Genomic DNA, 17,010 nt, shown 5'->3' on the forward strand with positions numbered 1-17,010 from the left:
CGAAATCGTCGCTGGTGACTGGAGCTTCTCGTGCTTGATAACACGCAAATAGAAAGGATCGAACCCACGCCGGTCAACTCCGCCAAGGTGCGTCAGCCAATGTACGCTGCGCGCAAGAAGATCTTCCCGAAGCGGGCCTCGGGCAGCTTTCGCCAGTTCAAATGGCTGGTGATGGCGGTCACGCTCGGCATCTACTATCTGACGCCGTGGCTGCGCTGGGATCGGCGCTCGTTTAGCCCGGACCAGGCCGTGCTGCTCGATGTCGCTAACCGGCGTTTCTATTTCTTCTTCATCGAGATATGGCCGCAGGAATTCTACTATGTCGCCGGCCTTCTGGTCATGGCCGGCGTCGGTCTTTTCCTGATCACGTCGACTGTCGGCCGTGCCTGGTGTGGCTACACATGCCCGCAGACCGTATGGGTCGACCTGTTCCTGGTCGTCGAGCGCGCGATAGAGGGCGACCGCAACGCTCGTATCAAGCTTGATGCCGGTCTCTGGACCCCCCGCAAACTCGTGCTGCGGGTATCGAAACACGCCATCTGGCTGGCCATAGGCGCGCTGACGGGCGGCGCCTGGATCTTCTATTTCGCTGACGCGCCGACGCTGCTCGGCGAACTCTTCACCGGCACGGCAGCGCCTGTCGCCTACATCACCGTCGCGGTTCTGGCGGCTACCACCTACACGTTCGGCGGTCTGATGCGCGAACAGGTCTGCACCTATATGTGCCCGTGGCCCCGCATCCAGGCGGCCATGCTCGATGAAAATTCCCTCACTGTCACCTACAATGACTGGCGCGGCGAACCGCGTTCGCGCCACGCCAAGAAGGTGCTGGCCGCAGGCCAGCTCGTGGGCGACTGCGTCGACTGCAATGCCTGTGTCGCGGTCTGCCCGATGGGGATCGACATTCGCGATGGCCAGCAGCTCGAATGCATCACTTGCGCGCTCTGCATCGACGCCTGTGACGGCGTCATGGACAAGCTCGGCAGGGAGCGTGGGCTGATTTCCTACGCGACGCTCTCCGATTACAACGCCAACATGATGCTGGCGACCGCGGGCGGCTCCAGTTCAGTCAACCCGTCGCTGGTCAGGACTGCTGGTGGCCTGTTCTCCGACAAGGTGGCGCATTTCCATGTCAGCAAGATCTTCCGGCCACGCACCTATGTCTACATGGCTATGTGGTCGCTGATCGGCCTGGGCCTCCTCTACTCGCTGCTGACGCGCGACCGGCTCGAAATCAATGTCCTGCACGACCGCAATCCACAATTCGTGACGCTCTCCGACGGCTCGATCCGCAACGGCTACACCGTCAAGCTGCTCAACATGATCCCCGAGCCGAGGACGATCGTCGTAACCATGCAGGGCCTTGAAGGCGCTGACATGGTCGTCGTCGGCGACGACATCCCCGCAGGCCGTTCCTTCGCCATTCCGGTCGAACCCGACCGCCTGAAAATGCTGAGGGTCTTCGTTCGCCAGCCGGCGGACCAGATCCGCGCTCCGGCACAGACCTTCAAGTTCCGCGTCGAGGACAGAGCCAGCTTCGAGTCAAACGAGTACACCGCCACCTTCAACGCGCCGGAGACTGCCAGATGAGCGCCAGAACACAAAAAACCCGCGAATTCACCGGCAGGCACATGTTGGCCATCATCCTGGCCTTTTTCGGTGTGGTCATCGCGGTCAATCTGACCATGGCGACGCTTGCCAACACGAGCTGGACCGGCCTGGTCGTCGAAAACACCTATGTGGCGAGCCAGCAGTTCAACAGGAAGGCCGAGGAAGGGCGGGCGCAGGCAGCCCTCGGCTGGACCGGCAAGCTGACCATCGCATCGGGTGAAGTCCGCTACGGCCTCATCGACGCCGCCGGCAAACCGGTTCCCTTGCATGGCGTGAAGGCGCTGTTTCGCCATCCCGCTTACGAAAAAGAGGATGAATCCATCAAGCTCGTCCTCGCCTCGGGTCAGGAATTCGCCGCCCAGCATTTGCCGAAGGATGGTGTCTGGATCGTCGAAGTCGACGCCGATGCCGGCCTGGATAAACCGTATCGCGACGTCCGCAGGATCATGATTTCCAATGGAGCGCTGCAATGAGCTGTTGTGCACCGGGCGCCGAAATGGCGCTTGATCTGGTCAACGCCGGATCGGTCCTGCCGTCCAGCCAGGAGATCAGGCTGGCGAGCCGATCGCTTGGCGATGATCTCCGCCAGACCGATCTTTCGGTCCCCACGGTTCATTGCGCGGCCTGCATCCAGGCGATCGAGACAGCACTGGGAAAGCTCGATCAAGTGGAGAGCGCTCGTGTCAACCTGTCGACGAAGCGGGTCGCGGTCCGCTGGCGTGGAAACCAGGTACCACCATTCGTCGCCGCGCTGGGACGGCTGGGCTACGAGGCGCATCTGTTCGACCCCGAGGTCGACAACAAGGACAAGACGCTTTCGGAGCTGATCCGCGCCGTTGCTGTCGCTGGCTTTGCGGCGGGCAACATCATGCTGCTTTCGGTCTCTGTCTGGTCCGGTGCTGAAGGCGCTACCCGCGACCTGTTCCACTGGGTCTCGGCGCTTATCGCCATCCCTGCACTCGCCTTCGCCGGCGGCATCTTCTTCCGCTCGGCCTGGAATGCGCTGCGTCACGGCCGCATGAACATGGATGTGCCGATCGCGGTCGGGGTATCCCTCGCCTACGCCATGAGCCTCTATGAGACGATCACCCATGGCGACCACGCTTATTTCGATGCATCGGTGTCACTGCTGTTCTTCCTGTTGATCGGCCGCACGTTGGATCATGTCATGCGCGAACGTGCCCGGACCGCCGTGAAAGGCCTGTCCCAGTTGGCCGCACGTGGTGCCATGGTGCTGCGCGGCGATGGTGCACGCGACTATCTGCCGGTTGGCGAGATCGAACTTGGCATGCTGCTGTTGATCGCTGCCGGCGAGAGAATCCCCGTCGACGGCAAGATCATTCAAGGGGCCTCGGATCTGGACTGCTCGTTGGTGTCCGGCGAGAGCACGCCTCGAAACGTAGCGGCAGGCGAAGCCGTGCAGGCCGGTGTCCTCAACCTAACCGGCCCGCTGACGATCGAGGCGACCGCCGCCGCGAAAGATTCGTTTCTGGCGGAAATGGTTCGGCTGATGGAGTCCGCAGAGGGCGGCCGCGCGCATTATCGCCGGATCGCCGATCGTGTTTCAGCGCTCTATGCCCCGGTGGTTCATCTCACAGCCTTCGCGACGTTCCTTGGCTGGATGGCGGCGACCGGTGACTGGCACCGGGCGATAACCATCGCCATTGCCGTTCTCATCATCACATGCCCGTGCGCGCTCGGCCTCGCCGTACCGATCGTCCAGGTGGTCGCGGCGCGGCGCCTGTTCGAGAGCGGCATCATGGTCAAGGACGGTTCGGCCATGGAGCGCCTGGCGACGATTGATAAAGCGGTGTTCGACAAGACCGGAACGCTCACGCTTGGACAGCCCCGGCTCGTCAATGCGTCGTCGATCGATCCGGCCATGCTGGCAATCGCGGGAGACATGGCTGCGCATTCGCGTCACCCGTTTTCAAAGGCCATAGCCGGTTTTGCCCGCCTTGGCGGGCAGCACAAATTCGATGCCGTCACCGAGCACCCGGGTTTCGGGATCGAGGCCACAGCCGCCGGTAGCACCTGGCGGCTGGGCCGGCGCGGATGGGCTGGATGGAAGGCCCGGACCGGCGGCGAAGGCAAACATGGCTATGGCGGAACGGTGCTGACAAAAGACGGGTTCATTGTCGCGACCTTCGATTTCGAGGACGCGCTGCGCGTCGACGCCAGGGCGGCCATCGATCAACTGCACAACGCTGGTATGTGCGTGGAGATGCTGTCGGGCGACACCGCGAAAGCCTGCGCCGAGGTTGCGGACGGGCTTGGTGTCGATGATTTCGTTCCCTGCCTGCTGCCGTCCGGCAAGGTTGAACGCATCGAGACGCTGGCGAGGGACGGGCACAAGGTTCTGATGGTTGGCGACGGGCTCAACGATACGCCGGCGCTGAGCGCTGCGCATGTCTCGATCGCACCCGCCACCGCCGCCGACATTGGCCGCAATGCAGCCGACTTCGTTTTCCTGCGCGAAAGCCTCTTGGCGGTCCCGCTGGCTGTTGAAGTATCGCGCAAGGCGGGAAGCCTGATCCGACAGAACATAACAATTGCGATCGTTTATAATGCTGTTGCCGTGCCGATCGCCATTCTGGGCCATGTTACGCCTCTTATCGCGGCGGTCGCGATGTCAGCCTCGTCATTGCTCGTGGTTGGAAATGCCATGCGTCTGCAAGGCTTCGCAACGGGTGCGTCGTCCGCGATTGCGCGGCAAGACAGGCCCGCGCGGGCCGGCGCCTTGGCTCAATCGTCATGACGACGCTCGTCTACCTCATCCCCGTAGCGCTATTCCTTGGCGCACTCGGCCTGTCCGGCTTCCTTTGGGCGTTGAGAAGCGGCCAGTACGAGGATCTCGATGGCGCGGCGGAGCGCATTCTCATCGACAGCGACGACGGCGCGGAGAATGCCACTGGTTCCACGTGACTCAGATCAACGCGCCGCGGGTCGGGATGTCCTATCGTCGTCCGACGAAAGATCAGGAGGGTGAGGATGCAAGCCGAATCCTTAATGACAAAGCCAGTCATCACGACGCATGCGAACGCGACGATCGCCGAAGCGGTCATGCTTTCAAGCAAAGTCAGCTGCCTGCCGGTAACGACCAGCGACGGCACCTTGGTTGGCATTGTAAGCAAAAGCGACTTCTTGCGCCGAGAGGAACTCGGAACCCAGCCTGTGCGTCCGCGATGGCTGGAGCTTGATCTTGGCCCGGGCACAACCGCCAATGACTATGTGTGCGCTCGAATGGACGGATCATCCATCAGGTGATGACCACACACGTCATCTCGGCGCCTCCTGTCGACCTGATGATGCAACATCGCACAACAATGTCCCGATTGTCGATTCGGGAAAGGGTCGTCGGCATCATCACGCGAACTGATTTGCTGCTTGTCCTGATCCGCCATGCCGAAACAGGGAACCACGCCACCCGATGACGAACTGATCCGCAAGGCTATCCTTGCCGAACTGCAGCCACAAACCTGGAGCGGTGGGACTTGATCGATGTGAGGGTCAGCGACGGCCTTGTCGAACTGAAGGGGGCGATGGTCGACGAGCGTCAGCGGAAGGCAGCGATCGTTGCGGCTGAGAAGGTTGCCGGCGTCGGGCAAGTCAAGGACCGCCTCCTCCTCAGTACGGATCCGTTCTCAGTGATGGTTTCATAGCTGCGAAAAAAGCGGGGACGCCAAGCAGAGTCCCTTTGGTTCTGCTCCCTTCCCACATCACTTGGACATGAGGCCGTCGGCGAGTTCCTTCGGCGTCTAGCGCGTTAGGAGAGCACGCTGTCGGCAGCAAGACGCCCGTCCAGACGGAAATGCGGTGGCCGCTGCCTGTTTTGGTGGGGCTTGGACCGGGGCTTCCTGTGGATCTTGAAGAGCGGCCAATACGAAGATCTCGACGGCTCCGCCGAGCGGGTCCTTATCGATCGGGAAGAGCCGCGAGGCTGAACCGGTTGGCGGCGCCAACGACTGTGCGGATGCTGGTCGTCAGTCGACCGAATCTTTGCTGGCGATTGCCGCGTCATGACGATATCGGCGCGGTGCGAAGAACGGATCAGCCACAATACGTTGCCGAACCTTTGGCCAGGAGGGGCACGCGATTGGGAAGCCGACCATTCAGAATGCCCAGACATGGAGACGTTTTCACGGCAATCGACCACTCGACCGTGAACCCGCCGCTGACGGGTTTGTCGAGCCTGGTTGATCCAGATCAGCGTTATCTCTTCATCGGCATGGTTTCATTGACCAGGCTTCCAACGGAGAACGCATGTCTATCGAGTTGGGGAGATGAGCGGCAAACCGTGGGTGATTGCGATGCTTCAAGAGCGCTTCGTGTCGAAGATAGCCGCTTTGGCGGCACGCTGATGGCCGGCTATGTCGACAAATTCGACATCATTGTCGTCGGAGCTGGTCCGGTCGGACTTGCCTTCGCAGCATCGCTCGCCTGGAGCCGACTGAAGGTGGCAGTGGTTGAACGGCAGTCGCTCGACAGCCTGGCGAATCCGGCTTTCGACGGTCGCGAGATCGCGCTGACCCACGCATCAGTGAGAATCCTTCGCGAGCTCGGCGCCTGGGATGCCATCCCCGCATCGGACAAATCACCGCTTCATGGCGCGCGCGTGCTCAACGGATCCAGCCCTTTCGCCCTGAGCTTCGATGCTCCCAGCGGATCTGGGGAACCACTCGGATTTCTGGTCCCAAATTGTCGGATCCGCGATGCCCTGTTCAAAATTGTCCACTTCCAGGATCATGCCCGGCTGCTGTGCGGCAACTCGGTCGTCAATGCAACAAATAGCGAAGACGAGGCGGTCATAACGCTTTCTGATGGCAGGCAATTGGCCGCTCGGCTGCTCGTAGCAGCGGATTCGCGTTTGTCCCCGATGCGCGACCTGCTCGGCATTGGCGCCAACATCCATCCGCTTGGCCACTCCATGCTGATTTGCCGAGTGAGGCACGAGCGCGTCCATCACCAGATCGCGGTCGAATGGTTCGACCACCATCAGACCATAGCGATGTTGCCGCTCATGGAAGGCGTGTCGTCGCTGCTTCTGACTTTGCGCTCAAGCGAGGCCGACAGACTGTTTGCTCTCGACGACGAATTGTTCCGCATGGAATTGATGAACCGGTGTCGAGGACGCCTCGGACAGATGACCCTGGCAAGCACCCGCCATGCCTATCCGCTGGTCACGACCTGGGCGCACAAGTTCTCGGCTCCGAGTGCGGCACTGATCGGCGATGCTGCCATCGGCATGCACCCGGTGACCGCGCATGGCTTCAACATCGGCCTCGGCGGCCAGAAGCAACTCGCTCATAAAATACTGACAGCATGTCGCGCCCGCCGCGACATTGCCGATCCCGACATGCTCGGCAGATACGAAAGCCGGCTGCGGCTGTCGGCGGGGCCGCTCTATCATGCCACCAACATGCTTGTCGGTCTCTACTCAAGCGAGCACTCGGCGGCACGGCTTGCAAGACATGCTGGGCTCCGCTTTGCCCAACATCTTCCCTTTGTCCGCCATGGCATTTCGGCCATGCTCAGGCGGTGAATCGCACAGAGCGCTGCCGCTCTGGAACGCTGTCTCGGCGAGGCTTCCTTGTCTTGCTGGCGCGCGTCGTCGCGGGGCAAGGCTGTCTCCTGGTGACGTTGCCGATCATGGCATGATTCGGATCAAGGCACGCGCGCGGGCGAAGCCTTGATCATTCGGCAATGCAAGCCAAAGGTGTGACCCGCAGCATGGTGAGCGCACTGGTTACCCTCGCTGGGTAGTTAACCCGTCCTTCAGTGGGCTTGCATAGGTTTGGTCCTCGCGAACAACGACGCAAGCAAGCTGGTCCATTCATGGCACCCCTAAAGGAAGAAGAATCGCTGGAGGCCAAAATCCGTCAGGATCAGCTTGCTGACCTGAGGGCCGGGCTCTTCGTGTCGATGCCGATAAGCGCGATCCTGTCAGGCCTGATTTGCGCGGTGCAGGCCCTTTCTGGCGGCGGCTTTGCCGCTGCAAGCTGGTTCCTGGTCGTCAATGCGCTAAATGCCGCCCGGCTTGCACTCGCCCGTTTTCAGCTAAAGGAAACGGGGCGCCATCAGGATTTGCTTGGCGTTTTGCCGCGCCTTCGCATGTTTGGCGTCCTTGCCCTTCTGGCAGGGTTTGCCTGGTCCTTCCCGGCCGTGCTGACTGTTGGATACACAACACCACAAGCACCGATGCATCTGGTCATACTGGCGGGCATTTCAGCTGGTGCGGTTACATATGGCAGTTCGTATGCCGCGGCGGCGACCAGCTTCATCACACCTCCACTCCTCATCACGGTGGCGTGCCTTTTGGCGAAAGGCAATTTTGAACGCTACATTCTGGCTTTCACCGTTCTGCTCTTCATGGGCGGCTTGGTCCGAGCTTCGTTTGTTGGGCAGGCGCGCTTCCGCGAAGCAAGCCGCCTGAGACATGAGGCAGAGCGATTTGCGTCGGAAATGGAGCGCAACTCCAGGGAGGACCATCTGACCGCCCTTCTCAACAGGCGGGGCCTTGAACACGCCATCGGTCGGTTCAAGACCACGGATGGCCCCTTCGTGGCAATGCTGATTGATCTGGACGGCTTCAAATCTGTCAACGACACCTACGGTCACAGGACCGGTGATGAACTGCTTGTCATGATCGCCCGCCGCATAGAGCAGGAAGCACCCGAAGGCTCAACGCTCGCTCGTATCGGCGGCGATGAATTCGTGCTGGTTTTTCCCTCAACGAGAGCTTCGCTTTCTGCCAGTGATCTCGCCTCCAATATCATAGCCAAAATTGCTCGCCCCTATATCGAGGTCGCGTCCGTTCGGGTCGGGGCATCGATAGGGATATACTTGGCGCAGACGCCGAGCCTGACTGAAATGTTGTTGCGGGCGGATATCGCCCTGTATACGGCCAAGCGCCATGGCAGGAACGAATTTTGCCTGTTCGATGCCGAACTCGACAGGGAACTGCAACGTCGCCAGTCGATCGAACGGGATCTTCATTCGGCGATAAAGACGGGACAATTGCAACCTTGGTTCCAGCCGATCGTGAAACTCGAAACCGAGACCGTGGTCGGTTTTGAAGCCTTGCTGAGATGGTCCCATCCGACGCATGGTGCCATCTCTCCACCCGAAATCATCACGGCCGCACGCGAAACCGGAATGCTTCAGCTGCTGACGCAAACCGTATTCGCCGACTGTTGTGCTTTTATCGACGGCTTGGTGAAAGCTGACTGTCGTGACATTCGTGTGGCGATGAATGTTTCCCCTCGCGAACTGGAAGCCGGCGATATCGACGACATGGTTCTGGATGGTCTGGCGGCAAGAGGCCTGCCTGCGACGATGTTCGAAATCGAGATTACCGAAGAATCGCCGGTGGACCCGGACAGAGTGGATGAAAAGCTCGGGCGGCTTTCACATGCCGGTATTTCCATCGCGCTCGATGACTTCGGCACCGGCTTTTCTACCTTGGCATCTCTCAAGGACCGTCGGATACGCAAGGTGAAAATAGACCAGGGCTTCATTCGCGGCTTGGCCAAGTCCCGAGAGGACCGACTGCTTGTCAAATCGGTCATCGAACTCGGTGACATGCTCGGGATCGAGGTCATGGCCGAGGGCGTCGAAACAGAGGCGGATCGGCAAACCCTGCACAAGCTTGGCTGCCGAACCGCTCAAGGCTTCCTCTTCTCCAAGGCTGTGCCTTTGATGCAAGCACTGGAAGTGGCAGTCAAACAGCACGCGAACCAGTTGTGACCGCTCCCGCCGCGCCGGCCGTCGCGGCCGTGCGCTGCCGAATTTGGCTACAGAGACTTGCCTGCTCGAAACACGTGGCAGTGGGCGTTGTGCATCAGCCGGCGAACAGTTCCTTGTAGCCAGTCGTCACCATCCAGTTCGCACGGTCGATATGGCTGCGAAGAGCTTTGCGGGCGCGGACCGGGTCAATGGACGGGTCGATGCCGAGAATGCGCTCGGCCATCTCCTTTTCGCTGGCATTGTCGGCGCAGGCATCCAGGATCCGCAGGTAGATTGTGAAATGCTCCCTGTCGTAGCTCGTGAGGTTCTCCGACCAGGGGACTTCATCGCTCAAAGTTGAGCTTCGAGTCTCATCCGTTCCCATTGGTCCATTCATGCCTGCGAACCTCGCCTGTGAGCGCACGCAGTATATCCCAAAATGGGATAATCCGAAACCGGGATTAGTCGCTGATCCGGTCTTTACCCGACCGGTTCGCCTCCATGCCCAAATCCCTTCGATCGCCCCGCCACCAGCGGTTTCTGGCCCAGCTGGTTTCGCTGCGCAAGGCCAAAGGCCTGACCCAGGAGCAGCTGGCTGACAAGCTTGGTCGTCCCCAATCCTTCGTGGCCAAGTACGAGGGCGCAGAGCGGCGTCTCGACGTCATCGAGTTTCTCGACATAACTGCGGCCATTGACGCTGATCCGTGCGAGATTCTGTCCAGCCTCCGGTCCTAGCGGGCGCGCCGCATCTATCATGATCCGGACAGGAATATTGTCTAGGACAATGCCTCAATTTGTTGAAAGGCGAGCGCTGGTTTTCGGAGGAAGCCGCGCGCACGGCGGCGGTGCCTTTGGGTTCTCGACGTAACTGCGCCGCCTGACCATGTGCGAAAAAACTTGGCGCGCGCCCGCGCGCCTGACGACGCGCACCAGGTGCTCGTGAACCGAGCCCGCTTTTCTTCGGCAAGCTCAGGGGGTCTCGGCCATTCGGCTTCGCCCCTTGGCGTGGGCAGCCCTTCGGGCTGTGACGGCCGCCGCCCTTGCGGGCGGCGCGGTTTGTCTGTTGGCCTTTCCCGGCGGCGGGGTGGGCGGCACTCCCTTCTAGACCCGCCGCGGCAGCCCGCAACCCTTCGCGTGCCGGTCAGGGTCCTCCTCTTCGTTCCGGTCCTTCGGATGCGGTCCGCCTACCACGGCGGGCCTTTCTGGTCGCGACTCGCCGCCCACCCCGCTTCCGGGGAAAGGCGCGGCGATTGGTGAGCGGAGGATGAAACGATGCATGCAAACAGCAAGCGTACCACCAGCGGAGAGGCTGGCGCAGGCAAGGGCAGGCGCCCGGGCGCCAGCCTCTATCAGGAGATCACAGACCGCATCATTGCCGAGCTGGAGCGCGGTACCGTGCCATGGGTCAAGCCATGGGGCAGCGCAAAAGCAGGCCTTGGCCTGCCGAGGAATGCGTCCACGGGGCGCAGCTATTCCGGCATCAATATCCTCATCCTGTGGGGCGCCGTCATCGAGCGCGGCTATCCCAGCCAGAATTGGCTGACCTTCCGGCAGGCGCTTGCCCTGGGCGGCAATGTCAGGAAAGGCGAGCGCGGCACGACCATCGTGCATGCCGACCGCTTTGTCCCCAAGGACGAGAAGGAGCGCGCACGCCACGAGGGCGATGCACCACAGGCCGTGCCTTTTCTGAAGCGCTTCACCGTCTTCAATGTCGCGCAGTGCGACAATCTTCCGGAACCCCTCCATGCCCCCGCCGAGCCGTGGCCTCAGTGCGAGATCGTGCCGCAGGCCGAAACCCTGATTCGCGCCAGTGGTGCGGATTTCAGGGTCGGCGGCGATCGCGCTTTCTACATGCCGGGCAGCGACCACATTCAGGTGCCGCCGCAGCCGGCGTTCCATCAGCAGATCGACTATTACCGGACCTGCTTTCACGAGCTTGGCCACTGGACCGGCCACCCGACGCGGCTTGCTCGCGACCTCTCCGGCTCCTTCGGCTCCAAGGCTTACGCGCGTGAAGAATTGGTCGCCGAAATCACTGCCGCCTTCGTCTGCAGCAATCTCGGCATCGAGCCGACCGTGCGTCACGCCGATTACATCGGCTCATGGCTGAAGGTGCTGCGCGGGGACAACCGCGCCATTTTCCGTGCCGCCAGCCTCGCCTCGAAGGCCGCCGATTTCCTGCTTGGCCTTCAGGCCGATGCGGAAGGCGAGGCGCAAGAAGGGACTGCGGCATGACGATGCCCGATGCTCAACTGGCCACGACCGAGCCGACGCCGGATAGCGAGGAGATGCCCATTCCCGACGGCGCTCGGGACTCACCCGCCCGGATGCAGAACTATGCCGATCTGCATCGCCAAGGTGCGCCCCGAGCCGCAGCGCGCAGCCAACGAGACAGTGACTGCCAGCCTTGCCGGCTGCAAGGCTGACGCCGCATTCGGCAAATGCGGCACAAGCTGTTGGCCCTGCTCGGATCACCGGACCGAGAATAGCGTGGTGGCCGGCGGCAATCGCGACCCCTTGCTGCCGCCGGCATGTTCGCGCGCAAGGTGGGCGCTCTGCGACGACAATCTCGTGCGCGTCGTGGGCATATGGTGGCAACCGGACGATGGCTTTTCGATCGCTTGCGCGACGAGGAAATCGCCGATTCGATGCTCACCGAGATCGGCTTCAAGCATGTCGCCGACAGCAATTTCGCCTGGAAGGTCGAGTCCCAAACCGAGACTACCCTGGCGTCGAGAATGGCCGCTTCAGGTTGAGGCCTGGCTGCCGCGCTGGATCAAATTCCCGGCCGAAAGCTGCCCAGCCGCGAGGCCTTCCTATTCGCCGATCTGTGCGCAAGGAAGCAGTCGCTGTTCGTGCGCGAATAGTCGATCAGGGCCCGAGCGGCGTTTTCTCGAGTACTGCCGCTGAGGACGCGCGCGCCGCTCCGGGCCGCGCCGGCTCCGATTGATCGTCTTGCCGAGCCAGTGCCGCGTGCGATAAATTCCAACGCCAATTCGCCCCCATTTCGGCAGCCCCGCACCGCCCCGGATTGCTTGCTGAGGCGCCAGGCGCATGGGGCCAATTGTACATCCGGTTGCCGAGAGAGCCTGCGCCGCCGGCCCCCTGCATAGTGCCGCCTGCTTATTGTGCCCCCGATCGCGCAACCTGTCTCCATTGTGTCTCAGGGACCATTCCCCTGCGCCTGGCTTGACGACCTATGGGCGGATCCGGCCGGCCCGAAACCCTCGCCGGCAGCTTTTTTCCCCGCCGCCTGCGGCGGCTTCCTCGCGCCGCTTCGCTTCAAAAAAGCTCCCCGCTCGGGTCCTCCGCTATCGCTGCGGCCGTGCCGGTTCCGGCGGTCCGGACGCGCCCATCACGGTCCGCCATCGCAGGGGAATGGTCCCCTGCGAGCACCAAGAGGAGACTGAAAATGACCGCAATCGGATACGTCACCAAACAGGAAAACGGCGGCTACAAGGGCCAGCTCAAGACGCTCAGCGTCCGCGCCGACATCGACATCGTGCCCAATCAGGCAAAGAGCGCCGACACCCATCCCGACTTCCGGGTGCTGACGCAAGGGGTCGAAGTGGGTGCGGCCTGGATCCGCACCGGCGAGACCTCCGGCAAGGACTATGTGAGCCTGTCGATTGCGGCCCCCGAGTTTGGCCCGCGCAAGCTCTACGCCAATCTGGGCCGCGCCGCCGGCCAGGATGACGACGACACTTACGCCATCATCTGGAACCCGGTCGACTGACCGGCCGACCCGCAAAGCCCTGCGCCGCCAACCGGCGCAGGGCCTCTCTCAGGACCCGTGAGGCCGCCGAAGGGGCGGCGAAAACTCGCCCCCCACTCTTCGCCCGTCCCCAAAACGATCTCGCTCGCCGATCCTCGCCTCGCTTGCCCGTAACGAACCGAGGATCATCATGGACGACGAAAACGAACGCGCAGCCCGCGCCAAGAAGGGCAGTCCGTTTCTCAACACCGCGCAGGCGGCCTTCTATATCGGGCTGTCCCAGCGCACGCTGGAGAAGATGCGCCTCAAAGGCGGTGGCCCACAATTCCGCAAGCACGGCCGCTATGTCCGCTATCACATCGACGAACTCGACGACTGGTCGAAGGGGCAAGCGCAGGAGACCGCGCCCGAGGATGGCGCGCACGAATCCGGCTCGGCCGGTGAGGGAGGCCGCTCATGAGCCGGCGTCCCACCATCCGTCTGATCGGCAGCCGTCTGCGGCGCATTCGACCCCGCAAGACGATCGTCGTTGCCACAATCGGACTTGGCCTGATCGGCTTCGCCGCCTTCGGCAAACCATCTCCCTGGCTGGTCTGGAACGCCTCGGCGAGTGCGCCGGTCGGCCTCTATCGCGCCGCATCCGGATCGCCCGCTCGTGGTGATCTCGTACTCGTCCACCCGCCAAGACCGGTCGCCGATCTCGCCGCCGAACGCTTCTATCTGCCCAGCAACGTGCCGCTGATCAAGCGCCTTGCGGCGCTGCCCGGCGAGCATGTCTGCACCTTTGGCAACGCCATCATCATCGGCGGCGAGATAGCCGCGCGCCGGCTTGCAACCGACACGCAGCACCGTCCGCTGCCTTGGTGGAATGCATGCCGAAAACTCGCCGCCGACGAGGTTTTCCTGCTCGGCAGCGATAAAGATCGCTCGTTCGACAGCCGCTATTTCGGGCCGGTGCCGACCGAAAACATCATCGGGAGGCTCGTGCCGCTATGGACCGAGTGACCCTCCTTATGCTGAGCATGGCGTGTCTCGCACCATGCTCCTGTTCCGCCGCGACCAACACGAAGCCGGTCGTCATCTCCCATAGTCCGCAGCTTGCAAGATGGCAGCCCTTCGTAGCCGAAGCAAGCCGGCGTTTCAGCATTCCACAAACCTGGATTTATGCCGTCATGGATGCCGAAAGCCGGGGGCAGACGACGCTCAATGGGCGGCCGGTCACGTCGAGCGCCGGCGCCATTGGCCTCATGCAGGTGATGCCAGGCACCTACGAGGAGTTGCGCGCAGAGCTTGGCCTGGGAGCCGCCCCGCACGACCCTCGCGACAACATTCTGGCAGGCACTGCCTATCTGCGCGCCATGTATGACCGCTTCGGATTTCCAGGCCTGTTTGCAGCCTATAACGCCGGGCCGGAGCGCTACGAGCAGCATTTGCAGCGCGGGCGACCGCTGCCTAGCGAGACGGTTTCGTATCTGGAAGAGATCAAGGCGGCGGGCATTTCGGCCGCCGATATGGACGCGCTCACCGGCAAATCCCGTTCCAAAAGCGCGCCGGGAATCCCGTCCGGGCAGTCGCTGTTTTTTCTCCGAAACGGTGTTTCCGTGACCGGCCCGAATGGCCAACTCCTGGTGCCGCTCGGATCGGAGCGAGCAAGGTCAGGCCGGCCGGATCGCAGGTGAGGGCAGCGGCTACCGTGGTTAGGGCGGGGGCCAGGGAGGCAGGTCCGCGGAAGGCAAGATAAAGGCAGCGCCTCCTGGAGGCGGCGAAGTGTTTGTCTGCACATCCTTTTCCCAGGAGGTTGCCTCCGGGTCCAGGAGGGTCTGGCGGGCAAGCTTCTGATTTTGCTGCTGGTTCATCGGAGGCCGCATGCAGGATGACGAATTCACGCCGAAGCTCGGCAAAATTGGCTCGCGCGGCTCGAAGGCGGGCAAACGCTACGCTGGCCAGGTGCAGGCCGCGATCAACCGAGCAGGCGGCAGGAGCGGACGCTGCAGCCGCTTCATCGGAAGCCGGGTGGGGCGCGGCGGGGCCGCTGCCACAGTTCTTAGAGCGCGCGACCGCCACGCGGCGTTTCGGCAGCGGCGCGCAGTCGTCAAGGCACGCATCGTCAAGCTGGCCGGCAAGGGAGTCGACGGGGCTCGGGCGCACCTCCGCTACCTCCAGCGCGACCGCGTCACCCGGGAAGGCGAGCGTGGCGAGCTCTACGCTGCCGACAATGACCGCGCGGACGGCAGGGCCTTTCTCGATCGCTCGAACGGTGACCGTCATCAGTTCCGCTTCATCGTCGCCCCTGAAGACGGAATCGAGTATGATGACCTGAAGCCGCTCACCCGGCGCCTCATGGCGCAAATGGAAGAAGACCTCGGCACCAGGCTAGACTGGGTGGCCGTCGACCATTTCAACACCGGCCATCCTCACACCCACATCATCGTGCGCGGCAGGGATGATCACGGCGAAAACCTCGTCATAGCGCGGGACTACATCTCCTCTGGCTTGCGCGAGCGCGCAGCCGAACTGGTTAGCCTCGACCTTGGCCCGCGCACCGACCGCGAGATCGAGCAGCGCTTGCGCCAGGAGATGGAGCAGGAACGCTTCACCAGCATCGACCGGCAGCTGATGCGCATGCGCGACGATGAGGGGTGTGTCTCACTGGCCAGCCGAGACACCTTTCGCCAAACGCTGCACCAGGGCCGCCTGCGCAAGCTCGAGCGGATGGGCCTCGCCGAGGAGATGCCTGCGGGTCGCTGGCGCCTGGAGGATGAGCTCGAAGCCACGCTACGCCGCATCGGCGCGCGCGGCGACATCGTCAAGACCATCCATCGCGAGCTGACCGGCAAGGGGCTCGTCCGCAGTGCCGCCGACCATCTTATCCACGATCGATGCGACGGGTCGGCTCAAACCGTGGTCGGACGTGTCGTCGGGCGCGGGCTGGCCGACGAAATGACTGACCGCCATTACCTCGTCGTCGACGGCGTGGACGGCAAAAGCCACTATTTTGATATCGGCAAAGGCGAGGCCACCCAACCGACACCAGAGGGCTGCATAGTGCGGGTCAAGCCGAGGGACACCGGGCCAAGAAAAGTCGACCGCACAATTGCCGGCATCGCGACGGTCAACGACGGGCGCTACAGCATCGATATACATCTCAAGCATGACCCCTCGGCCACCGAACGCTTTGCCGAAACGCACGTGCGGCGACTGGAGGCGATCCGCCGTGCGACCGGTGGCGTCGAGCGCGAGCCGGACGGCACATGGACAGTCGCGCCCGACCATCTCAACCGCGTCGCGGATTACGAGCGTCAGCGAGCGAGGGCCCAGCCTGTTGTCGTTGACAAGCTCTCATCAATGCCGCTGGAGAGCCAAGTAGGCTTCGACGGCGCCACCTGGATCGACCAGGAGCTGGTATCAGCCCACCCTGAGTCCTTGCGCGACTCTGGCTTCGGTCGCGAAGTACGTCAGGTCCAGGCCCGCCGACAGCAGTGGCTGATCGCGCAAGGTCTTGCCCATGATGCGCAGGATCGGGTCATCTATCGCGCCAACATGCTTTCAATGCTGCGCCAACGAGAGCTGAACCGTGTTGCCAGTCAGCTCTCGGACGAACTCGGGCTCTCGTATTCTGAAGCGCAGCATGGCAATCGAATAGACGGTACGCTGCGCTGCTGCGTCGAGCTCGCCGGCGGAAAATACGGTGTCATCGAGAAATCGCGCGAGTTCACGCTGGTGCCTTGGCGGCCGGTGCTTGAGCATCATATCGGCAAGGAGGTGTCTGGCGTGGTGCGCGCCGAGGGGATTTCCTGGACGATCGGACGCCAGAGGAGCGGGCCCGGCGTTTCGTGAACTGGCTACAATTTATTTGTCCGCGTTGAAACAGGTACTCAGCCCAGACGGAGTTCCTCCGCCTGCTGCTTGCTCGCAGCATTCATTTGGCGGAGAGTCAGTGTTCTGCATTTTGTAGTTCG

At 62.4% G+C, this 17,010-nt stretch carries 18 protein-coding genes; 17 read left to right on the plus strand and 1 reads right to left on the minus strand.

The window, feature by feature from the left end:
* Positions 1-30 precede the first annotated feature (30 nt).
* From ccoG to NKJ04_RS15740, 9 genes are all read left to right on the plus strand, one after another.
* The gene (gene ccoG, locus NKJ04_RS15700; protein WP_352676145.1) at positions 31-1,590 is read left to right on the plus strand and encodes a cytochrome c oxidase accessory protein CcoG; all 1,560 of its coding nucleotides are present in this window, start codon (positions 31-33) and stop codon (positions 1,588-1,590) included.
* Positions 1,587-2,084, plus strand: a complete 498-nt coding sequence (locus NKJ04_RS15705; RefSeq protein WP_031261324.1) for a FixH family protein — start codon at positions 1,587-1,589, stop codon at positions 2,082-2,084. The genes ccoG and NKJ04_RS15705 overlap by 4 nt, the downstream gene beginning before the upstream one ends.
* Positions 2,081-4,369 carry a cation-translocating P-type ATPase gene (locus NKJ04_RS15710; RefSeq protein ID WP_352676148.1) on the plus strand — a complete coding sequence of 763 codons (2,289 nt, stop codon included), beginning with the start codon at positions 2,081-2,083 and terminating at the stop codon, positions 4,367-4,369. The genes NKJ04_RS15705 and NKJ04_RS15710 overlap by 4 nt, the downstream gene beginning before the upstream one ends.
* Positions 4,366-4,536: a cbb3-type cytochrome oxidase assembly protein CcoS gene (gene ccoS, locus NKJ04_RS15715; RefSeq protein WP_352676150.1), complete on the plus strand. Its 171-nt coding sequence runs from the start codon at positions 4,366-4,368 to the stop codon at positions 4,534-4,536. The genes NKJ04_RS15710 and ccoS (NKJ04_RS15715) overlap by 4 nt, the downstream gene beginning before the upstream one ends.
* 66 nt (positions 4,537-4,602) lie before the next feature.
* Positions 4,603-4,878, plus strand: a complete 276-nt coding sequence (locus NKJ04_RS15720) for a CBS domain-containing protein (RefSeq protein ID WP_352676152.1) — start codon at positions 4,603-4,605, stop codon at positions 4,876-4,878.
* A gap of 236 nt (positions 4,879-5,114) precedes the next feature.
* Positions 5,115-5,273 carry a BON domain-containing protein gene (locus NKJ04_RS15725; protein ID WP_352676297.1) on the plus strand — a complete coding sequence of 53 codons (159 nt, stop codon included), beginning with the start codon at positions 5,115-5,117 and terminating at the stop codon, positions 5,271-5,273.
* Positions 5,274-5,438: 165 nt separating this feature from the next.
* A complete protein-coding gene (ccoS, locus tag NKJ04_RS15730; protein WP_084025756.1) occupies positions 5,439-5,555 on the plus strand; it encodes a cbb3-type cytochrome oxidase assembly protein CcoS in 117 nt (38 codons plus the stop codon).
* A gap of 416 nt (positions 5,556-5,971) precedes the next feature.
* Positions 5,972-7,153: a 5-demethoxyubiquinol-8 5-hydroxylase UbiM gene (gene ubiM, locus NKJ04_RS15735; RefSeq protein WP_352676300.1), complete on the plus strand. Its 1,182-nt coding sequence runs from the start codon at positions 5,972-5,974 to the stop codon at positions 7,151-7,153.
* A gap of 293 nt (positions 7,154-7,446) precedes the next feature.
* Positions 7,447-9,357, plus strand: coding sequence for a putative bifunctional diguanylate cyclase/phosphodiesterase (locus NKJ04_RS15740; protein ID WP_352676154.1), 1,911 nt, complete (start codon positions 7,447-7,449; stop codon positions 9,355-9,357).
* A gap of 94 nt (positions 9,358-9,451) precedes the next feature.
* On the opposite strand, the gene NKJ04_RS15745 is transcribed toward NKJ04_RS15740, so the two are convergent.
* The gene (locus NKJ04_RS15745; protein ID WP_081731037.1) at positions 9,452-9,733 is read right to left on the minus strand and encodes a DNA -binding domain-containing protein; all 282 of its coding nucleotides are present in this window, start codon (positions 9,731-9,733) and stop codon (positions 9,452-9,454) included.
* Positions 9,734-9,837: 104 nt separating this feature from the next.
* On the opposite strand from NKJ04_RS15745, the gene NKJ04_RS15750 reads away from it, so the two are divergent.
* The 8 genes from NKJ04_RS15750 to rlxS all read left to right on the plus strand — a co-directional run bounded on the left by NKJ04_RS15750 (position 9,838) and on the right by rlxS (position 16,888).
* Positions 9,838-10,071 (plus strand): helix-turn-helix domain-containing protein, encoded by a 234-nt coding sequence (locus NKJ04_RS15750; RefSeq protein WP_023735803.1) that lies wholly within the window; start codon positions 9,838-9,840, stop codon positions 10,069-10,071.
* Positions 10,072-10,608: 537 nt separating this feature from the next.
* Positions 10,609-11,571, plus strand: a complete 963-nt coding sequence (locus NKJ04_RS15755; protein ID WP_352676157.1) for an ArdC family protein — start codon at positions 10,609-10,611, stop codon at positions 11,569-11,571.
* Positions 11,572-11,867: 296 nt separating this feature from the next.
* The gene (locus NKJ04_RS15760) at positions 11,868-12,092 is read left to right on the plus strand and encodes a hypothetical protein (RefSeq protein ID WP_155923851.1); all 225 of its coding nucleotides are present in this window, start codon (positions 11,868-11,870) and stop codon (positions 12,090-12,092) included.
* 656 nt (positions 12,093-12,748) lie between these two features.
* On the plus strand, positions 12,749-13,072 hold the full coding sequence (locus NKJ04_RS15765; RefSeq protein WP_023762782.1) for a DUF736 domain-containing protein: 324 nt from the start codon (positions 12,749-12,751) through the stop codon (positions 13,070-13,072).
* Positions 13,073-13,241: 169 nt separating this feature from the next.
* Positions 13,242-13,511: a helix-turn-helix transcriptional regulator gene (locus NKJ04_RS15770; protein WP_352676160.1), complete on the plus strand. Its 270-nt coding sequence runs from the start codon at positions 13,242-13,244 to the stop codon at positions 13,509-13,511.
* Positions 13,508-14,056 (plus strand): signal peptidase I, encoded by a 549-nt coding sequence (gene lepB / locus NKJ04_RS15775; RefSeq protein WP_352676163.1) that lies wholly within the window; start codon positions 13,508-13,510, stop codon positions 14,054-14,056. Before NKJ04_RS15770 ends, lepB begins: the two co-directional genes overlap by 4 nt.
* Before the next feature lie 17 nt (positions 14,057-14,073).
* Positions 14,074-14,730, plus strand: a complete 657-nt coding sequence (locus NKJ04_RS15780; protein WP_502897934.1) for a lytic transglycosylase domain-containing protein — start codon at positions 14,074-14,076, stop codon at positions 14,728-14,730.
* A 187-nt stretch (positions 14,731-14,917) separates the two neighbouring features.
* A complete protein-coding gene (gene rlxS / locus NKJ04_RS15785) occupies positions 14,918-16,888 on the plus strand; it encodes a relaxase/mobilization nuclease RlxS (RefSeq protein ID WP_352676166.1) in 1,971 nt (656 codons plus the stop codon).
* Positions 16,889-17,010 lie beyond the last annotated feature (122 nt).

The organism is Mesorhizobium sp. M0618 (genome assembly GCF_040320765.1).
In the GTDB taxonomy this organism is placed as follows: domain Bacteria; phylum Pseudomonadota; class Alphaproteobacteria; order Rhizobiales; family Rhizobiaceae; genus Mesorhizobium.

Coding starts and splice junctions, on each gene's coding strand:
- NKJ04_RS15745 (WP_081731037.1), bottom strand. CDS start 9,733: ATGAATGGACCAATGGGAACGGATGAGACTCGAAGCTCAACTTTGAGC.
- NKJ04_RS15740 (WP_352676154.1), top strand. CDS start 7,447: ATGGCACCCCTAAAGGAAGAAGAATCGCTGGAGGCCAAAATCCGTCAG.
- NKJ04_RS15720 (WP_352676152.1), top strand. CDS start 4,603: ATGCAAGCCGAATCCTTAATGACAAAGCCAGTCATCACGACGCATGCG.
- lepB (WP_352676163.1), top strand. CDS start 13,508: ATGAGCCGGCGTCCCACCATCCGTCTGATCGGCAGCCGTCTGCGGCGC.
- NKJ04_RS15760 (WP_155923851.1), top strand. CDS start 11,868: ATGTTCGCGCGCAAGGTGGGCGCTCTGCGACGACAATCTCGTGCGCGT.
- NKJ04_RS15780 (WP_502897934.1), top strand. CDS start 14,074: ATGGCGTGTCTCGCACCATGCTCCTGTTCCGCCGCGACCAACACGAAG.
- NKJ04_RS15765 (WP_023762782.1), top strand. CDS start 12,749: ATGACCGCAATCGGATACGTCACCAAACAGGAAAACGGCGGCTACAAG.
- rlxS (WP_352676166.1), top strand. CDS start 14,918: ATGCAGGATGACGAATTCACGCCGAAGCTCGGCAAAATTGGCTCGCGC.
- NKJ04_RS15770 (WP_352676160.1), top strand. CDS start 13,242: ATGGACGACGAAAACGAACGCGCAGCCCGCGCCAAGAAGGGCAGTCCG.
- NKJ04_RS15755 (WP_352676157.1), top strand. CDS start 10,609: ATGCATGCAAACAGCAAGCGTACCACCAGCGGAGAGGCTGGCGCAGGC.
- NKJ04_RS15705 (WP_031261324.1), top strand. CDS start 1,587: ATGAGCGCCAGAACACAAAAAACCCGCGAATTCACCGGCAGGCACATG.
- ccoS (WP_352676150.1), top strand. CDS start 4,366: ATGACGACGCTCGTCTACCTCATCCCCGTAGCGCTATTCCTTGGCGCA.
- NKJ04_RS15710 (WP_352676148.1), top strand. CDS start 2,081: ATGAGCTGTTGTGCACCGGGCGCCGAAATGGCGCTTGATCTGGTCAAC.
- ubiM (WP_352676300.1), top strand. CDS start 5,972: ATGGCCGGCTATGTCGACAAATTCGACATCATTGTCGTCGGAGCTGGT.
- NKJ04_RS15750 (WP_023735803.1), top strand. CDS start 9,838: ATGCCCAAATCCCTTCGATCGCCCCGCCACCAGCGGTTTCTGGCCCAG.